The 12,416-nt window shown below is 45.0% G+C and carries 17 protein-coding genes; 7 read left to right on the plus strand and 10 right to left on the minus strand.

Annotation, left to right across the window (positions count from 1 at the left end):
- Positions 1 to 10: 10 nt before the first annotated feature.
- From rapZ to ACXAFJ_RS00735, 10 genes are read right to left on the minus strand one after another with little or no spacing between them, the layout of a single operon-like run.
- On the minus strand, positions 11 to 871 hold the full coding sequence (rapZ, locus tag ACXAFJ_RS00690) for an RNase adapter RapZ (protein WP_475320732.1): 861 nt from the start codon (positions 869 to 871) through the stop codon (positions 11 to 13).
- Between the two features lie 3 nt (positions 872 to 874).
- A complete protein-coding gene (gene ptsN / locus ACXAFJ_RS00695; protein WP_475320733.1) occupies positions 875 to 1,321 on the minus strand; it encodes a PTS IIA-like nitrogen regulatory protein PtsN in 447 nt (148 codons plus the stop codon).
- Positions 1,322 to 1,336: 15 nt separating this feature from the next.
- On the minus strand, positions 1,337 to 1,624 hold the full coding sequence (gene hpf, locus ACXAFJ_RS00700) for a ribosome hibernation promoting factor (RefSeq protein WP_475320734.1): 288 nt from the start codon (positions 1,622 to 1,624) through the stop codon (positions 1,337 to 1,339).
- A gap of 24 nt (positions 1,625 to 1,648) precedes the next feature.
- Positions 1,649 to 3,139: an RNA polymerase factor sigma-54 gene (locus ACXAFJ_RS00705; RefSeq protein WP_475320736.1), complete on the minus strand. Its 1,491-nt coding sequence runs from the start codon at positions 3,137 to 3,139 to the stop codon at positions 1,649 to 1,651.
- Positions 3,140 to 3,198: 59 nt separating this feature from the next.
- A complete protein-coding gene (gene lptB, locus ACXAFJ_RS00710) occupies positions 3,199 to 3,924 on the minus strand; it encodes an LPS export ABC transporter ATP-binding protein (RefSeq protein WP_475320737.1) in 726 nt (241 codons plus the stop codon).
- Between the two features lies 1 nt (position 3,925).
- Positions 3,926 to 4,426 carry a lipopolysaccharide transport periplasmic protein LptA gene (gene lptA, locus ACXAFJ_RS00715; protein ID WP_475324033.1) on the minus strand — a complete coding sequence of 167 codons (501 nt, stop codon included), beginning with the start codon at positions 4,424 to 4,426 and terminating at the stop codon, positions 3,926 to 3,928.
- Positions 4,407 to 4,970 (minus strand): LPS export ABC transporter periplasmic protein LptC, encoded by a 564-nt coding sequence (lptC, locus tag ACXAFJ_RS00720; protein WP_475320738.1) that lies wholly within the window; start codon positions 4,968 to 4,970, stop codon positions 4,407 to 4,409. The genes lptA and lptC overlap by 20 nt, the downstream gene beginning before the upstream one ends.
- Complete coding sequence (gene kdsC, locus ACXAFJ_RS00725) at positions 4,967 to 5,524, minus strand: 3-deoxy-manno-octulosonate-8-phosphatase KdsC (RefSeq protein WP_475320739.1); 558 nt, start codon at positions 5,522 to 5,524, stop codon at positions 4,967 to 4,969. The genes lptC and kdsC overlap by 4 nt, the downstream gene beginning before the upstream one ends.
- The gene (locus ACXAFJ_RS00730; RefSeq protein ID WP_475320741.1) at positions 5,524 to 6,486 is read right to left on the minus strand and encodes a KpsF/GutQ family sugar-phosphate isomerase; all 963 of its coding nucleotides are present in this window, start codon (positions 6,484 to 6,486) and stop codon (positions 5,524 to 5,526) included. Before ACXAFJ_RS00730 ends, kdsC begins: the two co-directional genes overlap by 1 nt.
- Positions 6,487 to 6,519: 33 nt before the next feature.
- Positions 6,520 to 7,485 carry a calcium/sodium antiporter gene (locus ACXAFJ_RS00735; RefSeq protein ID WP_475320742.1) on the minus strand — a complete coding sequence of 322 codons (966 nt, stop codon included), beginning with the start codon at positions 7,483 to 7,485 and terminating at the stop codon, positions 6,520 to 6,522.
- Positions 7,486 to 7,819: 334 nt separating this feature from the next.
- On the opposite strand from ACXAFJ_RS00735, the gene mlaF reads away from it, so the two are divergent.
- Genes mlaF through murA form a run of 7 tightly spaced genes read left to right on the plus strand, consistent with a single transcriptional unit; the run spans position 7,820 to position 12,391 of the window.
- Positions 7,820 to 8,632, plus strand: a complete 813-nt coding sequence (gene mlaF, locus ACXAFJ_RS00740) for a phospholipid ABC transporter ATP-binding protein MlaF (protein ID WP_475320743.1) — start codon at positions 7,820 to 7,822, stop codon at positions 8,630 to 8,632.
- Positions 8,625 to 9,404: a lipid asymmetry maintenance ABC transporter permease subunit MlaE gene (mlaE, locus tag ACXAFJ_RS00745; RefSeq protein WP_475320745.1), complete on the plus strand. Its 780-nt coding sequence runs from the start codon at positions 8,625 to 8,627 to the stop codon at positions 9,402 to 9,404. Before mlaF ends, mlaE begins: the two co-directional genes overlap by 8 nt.
- 2 nt (positions 9,405 to 9,406) lie before the next feature.
- On the plus strand, positions 9,407 to 9,895 hold the full coding sequence (gene mlaD / locus ACXAFJ_RS00750) for an outer membrane lipid asymmetry maintenance protein MlaD (protein ID WP_475320746.1): 489 nt from the start codon (positions 9,407 to 9,409) through the stop codon (positions 9,893 to 9,895).
- Positions 9,896 to 9,897: 2 nt separating this feature from the next.
- Positions 9,898 to 10,539 (plus strand): ABC transporter substrate-binding protein, encoded by a 642-nt coding sequence (locus ACXAFJ_RS00755; RefSeq protein ID WP_475320747.1) that lies wholly within the window; start codon positions 9,898 to 9,900, stop codon positions 10,537 to 10,539.
- On the plus strand, positions 10,539 to 10,847 hold the full coding sequence (locus ACXAFJ_RS00760; RefSeq protein ID WP_475320749.1) for an STAS domain-containing protein: 309 nt from the start codon (positions 10,539 to 10,541) through the stop codon (positions 10,845 to 10,847). Before ACXAFJ_RS00755 ends, ACXAFJ_RS00760 begins: the two co-directional genes overlap by 1 nt.
- Before the next feature lie 14 nt (positions 10,848 to 10,861).
- Positions 10,862 to 11,116, plus strand: a complete 255-nt coding sequence (ibaG, locus tag ACXAFJ_RS00765; RefSeq protein WP_475320750.1) for a BolA family iron metabolism protein IbaG — start codon at positions 10,862 to 10,864, stop codon at positions 11,114 to 11,116.
- Between the two features lie 9 nt (positions 11,117 to 11,125).
- Positions 11,126 to 12,391, plus strand: a complete 1,266-nt coding sequence (murA, locus tag ACXAFJ_RS00770; RefSeq protein ID WP_475320751.1) for a UDP-N-acetylglucosamine 1-carboxyvinyltransferase — start codon at positions 11,126 to 11,128, stop codon at positions 12,389 to 12,391.
- Positions 12,392 to 12,416 lie beyond the last annotated feature (25 nt).

The raw sequence follows: 12,416 nt of genomic DNA on the forward strand, positions 1-12,416 counted from the left end.
AGGTTTGAGACTATTTATCTTGTTGAGCCAACGAAGAATGATTGATTTGAACATTCTTACCAAGTTGCTGGAAATATTCGCCAATTTGCTGAGCAATATAAACAGAACGGTGTTTACCACCGGTACAGCCGATGGCAATGTTTAGGTAGCTGCGGTTGTTTCGCTCAAGGTTTGGTAACCAACGTTCAATAAATGATTGGATATCGTTTTTGAGTTGAATGACTTCTGTTTGTTGCTCTAAATACGATTTAACGGAACAGTCTAAGCCAGTAAATGGCCTAAGTTCCGGTTGCCAATGAGGGTTTGGCAAAAATCGCACATCAAAGACATAATCAGCATCTTTTGGCGCCCCATACTTAAAGCCAAAAGACTGAACGCCAATCAGCAACGGTTTGTGTTCTTGGCCTTCAATCAAAATTCGTACGGATTCGCTTAACTCGTGTAAAGACTGATTGCTACTATCGACAATCCAATCTGCCTGCGCTTTTAGTGGTGATAGAATGGTTTTTTCCAATTCAATCGCTTGCGTTAGAGAAGGTTTCTTTGACGTTAGAGAAAGTGGATGAACACGGCGTGTTTCACTGTAGCGTTTGAGAAGAGTCTCTCGGTTGGCATCAAGAAAAACAACTTGAAGTTGGGTTTGATTTTTTAATCGAGACAGCGCTTGGACGACTTCTTCGGGTTTATCTGGCAAGTTGCGAATATCTAAACTTACCGCGACATTTTGAGTGCTTGATTGAACCGTTTGAATAAAGCTATCCAACAGACACACTGGTAAGTTGTCGACACAATAATAGCCTGCGTCTTCCAACACGCGAAGTGCCACACTTTTTCCAGCCCCAGATTGACCAGATACAACAATCAGCTTCATAAGTTAGCGGTTAACCATTATGTCATACAGCTCTGCATCGTTAGATGCCCTTCTTAGCTGCTTCAAGATGGCTTTGTCACTGAGTCTTTCAGCCATTTTGGACAAGGTTTTAAGATGTTCTTTACATTGCGCATCTGGGACCAATAGCGCGAATAGAATATCGACAGGACGATTGTCGATGGAGTCAAACTCAATGGGGGCTTCACATTGAAGTAAAACAGCAACAGCTTTGTCACTGGACTGCATTCGAGCGTGAGGGATGGCGATACCATTGCCAATTCCCGTACTGCCCATTTTTTCTCTACCAAGCATGCATTCAAACAGCTCTGTTGAGTTGATGCCCGTTTTTTCTGAAACAATCTCACTGATCATTTCGAGGGCTCGTTTTTTACTTGTACATTGGACTGCACTTTTGGTGCAGTCCAGAGACAAAATTTCGCTAAGTTGCATTGTATTGGTAATTAGTTAGTGGTTGCTGAGTTTTTCTTTGTGCTTGTTGAGTTGGCGAACCAACTTGTCTACTAAGGAATCGATAGCGGCATACATGACATCATTGTCAGCGGAAGCGTGTATTTCTCCCTGATTGACATGAAGCGTAGCCTCGGCGATTTGTCGCTGCTTTTCCACGCGCAGTACCACGTGGACATTATTAATGTGTTCAAAGAATCGTTCTAGTTTTTGAAACTTAGACTCAACGTACTCTCGCATTGAATCGGTAAGATCTACGTGATGACCATTAATATTGATTTGCATAGACTTTCCTTTTCGGTTTTTGGCCTATAACAGGCGTTTGCGCTGACTGGACGGCGCGATGCCTAACGACTCTCGATACTTCGCAATCGTGCGGCGCGCGACCTGAATTCCTTGGTCAGCGAGCAGAGCTGCAATTTTGCTGTCACTCAATGGCTTGGCGGTGTTTTCCGCCGCGACCAATTTCTTAATCAGTGCGCGAATTGCAGTCGATGAACATTCTCCACCATTGTCAGTACTGACGTGACTGGAGAAGAAATATTTCAATTCAAAAATGCCTCTAGGAGTGTGCATGAATTTTTGGGTGGTAACTCGAGATATTGTGGATTCATGCATATCAACCGCCAATGCTACATCGTTAAGTACCATTGGCTTCATGGCTTCTTCACCATGTTCAAAAAATTCTCTTTGGTGCTCGACGATGCACCTTGCTACTTTCAGTAGTGTTTCATTTCGACTCTCTAAGCTTTTGATGAGCCATTTTGCTTCTTGCAAATTAGAGCGAATGTACTGACTGTCAGGACTGCTGCCTTTTCCCATAGCGGCATAGGTTTGGTTAACCTTTAGCTTAGGTATGCTGTCCGGGTTGATGGCAACGACCCATTTACCGTGATCCTTAAATACGGATACATCCGGAATCACGTATTCTGCGTGTTCTGCCGAAATGCGACTACCCGGTCTAGGATCAAGTTGCTGAATCAAGGTGAGAATATCTTTTAGCTCAGGTTCTTTGAGCTTAGTTTCTTTAAGAATCTGGCGATAATCGCGATTGCCTAAAGCGTCAATATGCTCAGTCAGCACCATTCTTGCTTCTGTTAACCAAGGAGTGTCTTCTGGGAAAGTAGCCAGTTGTAATAACAGGCACTCTTGTAGGTTTTTACAACCTACACCAAGAGGGTCAAATTGCTGGATGCGTTTTCTAACCGCTTCGACTTCATCTAATTCTAACCCTTCGATATTGCAGCTTTCTAAGATATCTTCAGGACTTACGGTTAGGTAGCCGTAGTCATCGACAGCATCGATAATAGCAAGGGCAATCGTGCGATCGGTTTCTGAGAAAGGTGTGAGGTCAAGTTGCCAAATCAGATAATCGTACAAAGTTTCGGTGGTTTCGCCTTGATAGACAGGTGCGTCGTCATCAAAGGAAATTCCAGTATTACCAGTGTTCGCTGAATAGACTTCATCCCAAGTGGTGTCAATTTCCAGATCAGAGCTAATTTCTGATTTTTCGATTAGCTCTGAACTGTCAGACACATCAGGCTCTGAAGCCGCCACATCCTGAACTTCTTTATCTTCAGTAGCGTTTGATTCTGCGTTTTTATTTTCTGTGCTCGCGTCGTCGCGGTTGGCGGGCTCGTCCGAATGCTCCTCAACTTCAAGAAGTGGATTGGAGTCCAGTGCTTCTTGAATTTCTTGCTGCAGGTCTAGCGTTGACAGTTGCAATAAGCGGATTGCCTGTTGCAACTGAGGCGTCATTGCTAATTGTTGGCCTAGCTTGAGTTGTAAAGAGGGTTTCATTCAGTCGTTCGTGCCTTTGTTATTTGTATTAATCGTTATTATTTTCCGACTTACTTTAATCATAGACGGAATTGTTCACCGAGATAAACCTGTTTTACTTGTTCGTTGCTCAGCACCTCTTGTGGGGTGCCTTCGGCGATAAGGTGTCCTTGGCTCACGATGTACGCTTTTTCACAGACATCCAAGGTTTCTCGCACGTTGTGGTCGGTGATAAGCACACCTAAACCTCGGTCGCGTAAGTGTTCAATTATTTTTTTGATATCAATAACTGAAATTGGATCAACCCCGGCAAAAGGTTCGTCAAGTAGGATGAACTTTGGGTTCGCTGCCAATGCTCTTGCAATTTCTACTCGGCGTCGCTCACCACCCGATAATGCCATACCCGCACTGTGACGAATGTGCTGAATGTGGAATTCCTCTAACAAATCTTCAAGCCGGTCTTGCTGCTCTTCTTTTGACATTTCGTCCCGAGTTTCAAGCACGGCCATAATGTTATCTTCGACACTTAATTTTCGGAAAATAGAGGCTTCTTGTGGAAGGTACCCGATACCCATACGCGAGCGTTGGTGCATCGGTAAAATACTGATGTCTTCGCCATCTATGGTAACCGCACCTTCATCGCGCGCCACCAAGCCAACAATCATGTAAAACGAAGTGGTTTTACCGGCACCGTTAGGGCCTAACAAACCAACAATCTGCCCTGATTCAACTTTGAGGCTGACATCTGACACGACTTTACGGTTTTTGTAACTCTTTGCTAAATGCTCAGCTTTGAGGACTGCCATGTTAGTTGTTTTCCATAGCCTGAGGTTGAAGAACGGTACTGACACGTCCTCCTTTGCTCTCGCCTTCAGCAATAAGTGTTTGCGAAGAAATTTTGTAACGGATCACCGGACCGCGAATTTCGCTGTCGTCTTGCGATAACATGGCGCGTTCCGTCATAGTTAACTCATCACTTGAGAGCAAATAATGCAGCTCTTTTGCCTCACCATACAGAGTTTTACCGTCATCGGTTAGCTGGGAAAATGTCGCTAATTCGCCAAAGCCTTCGATTTCTTGAATAGATCCATCTTTAGGATTGCGAGTCACAATGATCTTATCTGCATTGATACTGATACTGCCTTGTTTAAGTTTAACGTCACCGTTAAACGTAACGCGGTTGCTCTGCATGTCTAGCTCTTGGCTATCAGAGTCAATATATACGGGTTGATCTCTGTCTGAGGAGAGGGCAAATACTTGGGCACTGACGATCAGTGCGGCGACTAGACTAAGGTGCGAGAGTTTCATATCTACCTTGTACATGGTTAAACAGCTTTGCAATGTTCTGGGAAAAATTACCGCTCATCGCTTCACCTGTGGTTTCAAACTGCGGGCCAATCAAACGTACTCGCTTGTCTGCCCAAAAATCTCGGTTTTCCAGCTGAATGCTGAGGTGTTCTGTTGATAATGTGTCAAAACCTGAGTCAGGAAGCAAATTTCTAGCCACAACATCCCCCGTTAATGTGAGCACGTTATTATCGTCAAGAACACCTTGTATAGCGGTGATTTGCCACTCTTGGCTATTACCTTCTCGGAACACTTTAAGTTTAGGTTGAGCAAATATGGTGTCGCCAGATTTGGCAAAGTGTTCAAGCGAGTTTGATGTGATCACATACGTTCTAACACCATCGGCATCATAAGTGATATTTGATAGCCCAACACCGCTAAACAGAGGTACTTCTGAACTGGGTGCGACTTGTTGCTGAGTTTTTTGTTCAACTCGATATTGGTAATAGACGGATACGATGACTACCGCAACTAAAATCAGGTAACCAATTCTCGCCAGACTCATATACTCAAACCCGTGTGTTGCTCCAACTCACCTTTGGCTTGCAAAATTAGATCACACACCTCACGAACAGCGCCGTAACCACCAGGGATATGAGTGACGTAGTTAGCTCGTTGACGCAGCAAAGGGTGACCATCAGCGACGCATACTTTAAGTCCGACGTGTTCCATGACTGGCCAATCAATCAAATCGTCGCCAATATAACCAGTTTCTGCGGCGGAAATATTGAGCTTGTTACAAAGATCTTGGTAAGCCAATACCTTATTGTCTTGTCCTTGGTAGATATGTTCAATGCCCAGCGCAGACATGCGATTGCTGACAATCGTTGATGTTCTGCCAGTGATTACTGCGACTTGTATGCCTGCACTCATTAAACACTTGATTCCATAACCGTCGCGAGTATGAAAGGTTTTTAGCTCTTCACCTTGATTACCCATGTAAATCCGGCCGTCTGAGAACACGCCATCTACATCGCAAATCAATAGTTTTATATTCTTAGCGATCTCGAAAAGGTCACCATCGACCTGTCCATATGGGGTTTCAACTGTCGAACTCATTACACTACTCCAGCTTTAAGTAAGTCGTGCATGTTGATTGCACCAACCAACTGGTTATTTCGACACAGCAGCAAGCCATTAATACTTTTGGCTTGCATCATCGCCAAGCCCTCCGCCGCCAACATATCTGGCGAGGCTACCGTCGGGTTGGCTGTCATGACTGAACCTATGTTTGCAGAGTGAATATCGATTCGTTTATCCAAAATTCGTCTTAAATCACCGTCAGTGAAAATCCCCTGAAGTTGATCTTGTTGATCGACGACCGCCGTCATACCCAAGCCTTTCTGACTGATTTCCATCAGCGCATCGCGTATCAGGGTATCAGAAGTGACAGTCGGTAACGCATCCCCGCTGTGCATAATGTCAGACAACTTAAGCAGCAATTTTCTCCCTAACGCACCACCGGGATGAGACAGGGCGAAGTCTTCTGCAGTGAACCCTCTTGCTTCCATCAAAGCTACCGCGATGGCATCTCCCATTACGAGCGTTGCCGTTGTGCTTGAGGTTGGCGCGAGTTCAAGTGGACAGGCTTCTTTGGGAACCGTGATTTGCAAATGAATATCTGCCAGTTTTGCCATTGTAGAGGTTGGCGCACCAGTCATACTAATGATAGGAACGGAGAGTCTTTTTAACACTGGAAATAGCGCAAGCACTTCGTGTGACTCACCAGAATTGGATATGGCAATCACCACATCACCTTGGCAGATCATACCTAAATCGCCATGAGCCGCTTCTGCCGGATGGACAAAAAAGGAGGCTGTACCCGTACTGGCAAGTGTTGCGGCAATTTTGTTACCGATGAGGCCGGATTTCCCCATGCCCATTACAATCACTCTGCCGTTAGTTTCAAGCATTAATTGGCAAGCTTGCTCAAAATCTTGATTAAAATATTGCTCGAGCTGCCTTAATGCTGACAACTCGGTGTGCAGTACCTGACTTGCTGTTGCTCTGAAATCAAACATGAGTTTCTCAACGCCGGATAACTGAAAGTGAGTTTATGATGCCATATGGGTAAGCAGATAGCCTTGATAGCCAACAAAAATGGCGAACAGAGCAAAGCCTTCCCAACGGTTGATACTTTTGGTGCGTCCAAGACACATGGCAACCAGTAAAAGTGAGACCGCTAACATGACCCAAAAATCACGGCTCATTGCAAATTCGTTTAACATAGCCGGATTCAGAATCGCTGGAATACCCATAACGGCAAGAATATTAAACACATTTGAGCCTATGATGTTACCGACCGCCATATCATCTTCACCTTTCAAGACACCAGCGATAGAAGCGGCTAGCTCAGGCAAGCTCGTACCAACTGCGATAATTGTTAAACCAATTACCAAGTCGCTCATACCAAAGTACTGAGCGATGATGACTGCGTTATCGACCAACAAACTTGCAGAATATGGCAAGAGTAGCAAACCAACAATAACCCAAAAAATGGCTTTGCCATTGCTAACACCATCTGGGATCTCTGACTCTTGTTCATCAATCATGGAATCGCCGTGATCTTTTTCGCTGCGACCAATTTTTAGCATCCACAGAATGAAGGTAGCAAACAAGCCAAACAGAATGACACCTTCAATAAAGCTTAAGTAATTATTCCACATCATGATGCCAGCGACCGCAGTCACACCCATCATAATAGGCAGTTCGCGTTTGAGTACTGCCGAGCTAATAGCAAGTGGTTTGATAAGGGCGGTAATACCTAGTATTAGCGCGATGTTGGCAATATTTGAACCCAATACGTTACCCACTGCGGTATCAGTTTTTCCGTCAAGTGCTGCCGTGGCTGAAACTACCATCTCAGGTGCCGAAGATCCCATGGCCAAAATCGTCATACCAATGACAAGCGGAGAAATGCCAAAGTTTTTAGCTAAAGCTGCCGCCCCGTAGACTAATTTGTCTGCACTAACTACGAGTAAAATAAGACCTAAAACTAGGAACGCGACCGCTTCAAACATGTGTACCCTTATGAGTTACTAAATGGGGGATATAGGGCGCTAATTTTGACGCTTTAGCGGGTAAAAAGAAAGGGCAAACTCTTTGTTTACGTTTTTAAAGTCGTGATTTGTTGATTGCATAGCCCAAAAACTCCAGTGTCATTGGATATTTGGAATCTTATCGTGATTAAACTGTCTGTAATTAAGTGATAGGAGTAGAAGGCAAATAAACGCTTTGGGTTGCCTGCTCCTGACAGATACTGGTTTTGTTAACACTTTGCATTTACAAGGATTCTGCTTATGATTGCGTATTCCATCGCGACCCACATTGAATAAAAGGATGGGCTGAGTCTCTATGACATCCTCAAACTTGGTCACAATAAATCGTTTAACCTTTCGACGAGGTGAGCGGCTAATCTTTGATGACGTTTCTATCGAATTGCCGAAAGGTAAGGTGACCGCAATTATGGGTCCATCGGGTATCGGTAAGACAACGTTATTACGTCTCATCGGTGGGCAATTAGCTCCGGATTCAGGGGAAGTGTGGTTTGAAGAGCACAATATTCCTGAATTGTCTCGGCGCAAGCTATATCAGGTGCGCAAACGCATGAGTATGTTGTTTCAATCCGGTGCACTGTTTACCGATCTTAATGTCTTTGAAAACGTCGCTTTTCCGTTGCGCGAGCATACGGATCTAGATGAAGAACTGATTCGTAGCCTGGTATTGTTGAAACTAGAAGCGGTGGGATTACGTGGCGCAAGTCAGCTAATGCCAAGCGAGCTATCAGGCGGAATGGCACGCCGCGCCGCTTTAGCTCGAGCCATTGCTCTTGACCCTGACCTTATCATGTATGATGAGCCCTTTGTGGGCCAAGACCCGATCACCATGGGTATCTTGGTGCAATTGATCAGTAAGCTCAATCAAGCGTTAGGCGTTACCTCTGTTGTGGTGTCACACGATGTGCCAGAGGTTATGAGTATTGCCGACCACGTGTATTTGTTGGCGGGTGGAAAAGTTGTGGCAAAAGGTACGCCAGATGAGCTTAGATCGAATCCAGACGAACAAGTGCAGCAGTTTTTAACAGGAAAGGCTGACGGTCCAGCGCCATTTAAATATCCGGCCGCACCACTAGCGGAGCAATTGTTTATGGGAGGCAATCATGACTAATTGGATTGCTAGTGTAGGTAAGCGCTCCCTTTCGATATGCTCAGCGTTTGGTCGTGCATCTCTTATGTTGTGGGGAGCGGTTGCCGCGAAACCACAACCGATAAAAAATGCCCCTTTACTAATCAAACAGCTTTACAGTGTTGGCGTTCAGTCATTGGTCATCATCGTTTTGTCTGGACTATTTATTGGTATGGTTCTAAGCCTGCAAGGTTACGTCATACTGATAGATTTTGGTGCTGAGGGTGCTTTAGGCCAGATGGTGGCATTGTCACTGTTAAGAGAGTTAGGTCCCGTGGTGACCGCTCTGCTTTTTGCAGGTCGAGCAGGCTCAGCATTGACCGCTGAAATTGGATTGATGAAAGCGACTGAGCAGATCTCAAGTATGGAAATGATGGCGGTCGACCCGTTGAAGCGAGTTATTGCCCCACGTTTATGGGCGGGGGTGATTTCTATGCCTTTGTTAGCCATGATTTTCATGGCTGTGGGTATTTGGGGTGGGCAACTAGTTGGTGTGGACTGGAAAGGGATTGACCACGGCAGCTTTTGGTCGACGATGCAAGCCTCTGTCGATCTAGGAAGAGATATAGGTAACAGCGCAATTAAGAGTATCGTATTTGCCTTTTCGGTAACTTGGATTGCTTTGTTTAACGGTTACGACGCTATTCCAACGTCTGAAGGTATCAGCCAAGCCACGACGAGAACTGTGGTTCATTCGTCTTTAGCAGTACTGGGTTTAGACTTTGTGTTAACAGCATTGATGTTTGGGAACTGATCATGCAACAAACTAAAAAAATCGAGCTGTGGGTTGGCTCATTTGTCATTGCGGGAATTTGCGCAATTTTGATTATGATTTTTCAAGTCGCTGACGTAAAAGGCTTGGGAAGTAACGATACTTATCGCCTCAAAGCTGAATTCGATAACATTGGCAGCTTAAAGGTTCGTTCACCGGTGAAAGTAGGTGGCGTTGTTGTTGGACGTGTTGATGATATTAGTCTTAATGCGGAATCCTTGGTCCCTGTGGTTACACTCGCGATTAGTGCTGATTATCAACAGTTTCCTGAAACCTCAAGTGTACAGATTTTGACTTCTGGCTTAATTGGAGAGCAGTACATTGGCCTAACACCTGGTTTTGTGTTTGACGACGAAGGTATGCTTCAGGATGGTGATTTTATTGAAGATACCAAGTCAGCATTAGTGTTAGAAGATTTAATCGGTCAAGTGCTATACAGCGTTGGCGGTTCAAATGATTCAAGTGAGGAATAGTCATGTTGAAAAAACTATTGATAGCAACCATAGCCATAATTACTTCCTTTGCGGTATCTGCTAGCCAGGCCATCGACAGAACTAATCCTTATCAAATGATGAAGCTGGTTTCTGACCAGGCATTTAGTCGGTTGAAAGCGGAACAAGAGCAAGTAACAGCGAATCCAAACCATCTAAAAGTCATTGTTGAAGAAGAGCTGCTCGATTACGTCAATGTTAAATACGCTGCCTTGAAATTGCTTGGTACGCATGTGAAAAAGTCTAAACGAGAAGATGTTCTGACCTTTATTGATGCGTTTGAAGGCTATCTTGTTACTAGCTATGCACAGGCATTGACTCAGTATACTGACCAAGAGCTAAAGTTTGGTCCTGAGCCTGATATTGCTGGTGGAAAGCGCATAGCGTCTGTTGGTGTAAGCATACTGAATGCGCCTCGCCCAGATATCAAGCTTGAATTTAAGTTGTTAAAAAGTAAAAAGTCAGGTGAGTGGCAAGCTTTCGATATGATTGCTGAGGGCGTGAGTCTGCTCGATAGTAAGCAGTCTGAGTGGAGTGGCAAACTTCGCACAGAGGGCGTGCTTGCCGTTGCCAAAGAATTAGAACGTTTAGCCGCAGAGCCTATTCGCTTAGAAAGGGCAAACTAATGGAACATTCTCAGTGGCAAAAAGCTAGTGAGACCGTGTATGAACTGCATGGTGAATTGGATAGACAAACGGTTCCTTCACTTTGGCGTTCATTGAAGTTGTGGTCTCCAAGTGAAGCGGATTTAGAATTGTCGCTGAAAAATGTGCGGCGAATCGACTCTGCAGGAATGGTGATGATAATTCACTTGTTAGAGCATGCAAAAAAACAAAACTGTCATATAATGCTCAGCTTTATGCCAGCGCAACTCATCACGCTAATCGCGTTGAGTAATGTTGAACCTATGCTTGCGGCACATATAAAGAATTAACTTAGAGGTGTTTTGTGGAAAGCGCAAAAGTACAAGAAATTTTACAAGCCGCATTAGAGCTTGAAGAAATCCACGTAAAAGGAGAGGGCAGCCACTACGAAGTTGTAGCTGTGGACTCGTGTTTCGACGGTATGAGCCGTGTTAAGAAGCAACAAATGATTTATGCGCCTCTAATGGAATACATCCAGCGTAATGATATCCATGCTGTATCGATCAAAGCTTACACCCCTGAAGAGTGGGCTCGTGATAAAAAACTGATGTCACTGTAAGGAACCGTCATGGATAAATTTCGAGTAATTGGCAGTGACACGCCGTTAAGCGGTGAAGTCACGATTTCAGGTGCCAAAAACGCAGCATTGCCTATCTTATTTGCTTCAATCTTGGCGGAAGAGCCAGTTGAAGTGGCAAATGTACCCCACTTGCGCGACATCGATACCACGATGAAATTGCTCAAACGCTTAGGTGCAAAGGTGGAGCGAAATGGCTCTGTTCATGTAGATCCGAGCAGCATTGATGAGTTTTGTGCGCCTTACGATCTGGTGAAAACCATGAGAGCGTCGATTTGGGCGTTAGGGCCTCTGGTTGCACGCTTTGGTGAAGGGCAAGTTTCACTTCCTGGTGGTTGTGCAATTGGTGCTCGTCCGGTTGACTTACATATTCATGGCTTAGAGCAATTAGGCGCAACCATTGAGCTTGAAGACGGTTATGTAAAAGCTAAAGTGGACGGCCGTTTGAAAGGTGCGCACATTGTGATGGATAAGGTTAGCGTTGGTGCAACCATAACCGTAATGTGTGCCGCCACGCTCGCTGACGGTGAAACCGTTTTGGACAATGCGGCCCGTGAGCCTGAAATTGTTGATACAGCTGAGTTCCTCAATAAATTGGGCGCTAAGATCACCGGTGCTGGTACTGACACCATTCGTATTGAAGGTGTAGAAAAGCTTGGCGGTGGCTACCATAGCGTGGTGGCAGACCGCATCGAAACTGGAACTTTCCTCGTTGCGGCTGCAGTAACTGGCGGAAAAGTGGTGTGCCGTAATACTAACGCGCATCTTCTTGAGTCAGTATTGGCTAAGTTAGAAGAGGCGGGAGCATCGGTTGAGACTGGTGACGATTGGATCTCATTGGACATGACGGACAGAGAGCTTAAAGCTGTCACAATCCGCACTGCACCTCACCCTGGTTTTCCGACCGACATGCAGGCGCAGTTTACCTTGCTAAACATGCTTGCAACTGGTGGCGGTGTGATCACTGAGAACATTTTTGAAAACCGATTCATGCATGTTCCTGAGCTAATGCGAATGGGAGCAAAAGCTGAAATCGAAGGTAATACAGTAATCTGTGGTGATGTCGACCATCTAAGTGGCGCTCAAGTGATGGCAACGGATTTACGTGCATCGGCCAGCTTAGTAATTGCAGGGTGTCTAGCTCAAGGTGAAACGATTGTAGATCGCATCTACCATATCGACCGTGGTTACGAGCGAATTGAAGATAAGCTTTCTGCGCTAGGTGCAAATATTGAGCGGTTTAACGACGTCGCTTAATTGAATTTACTATTAAGACCGAAAC

The sequence above is a fragment of the Vibrio sp. ABH4_348 genome, from assembly GCF_056159765.1.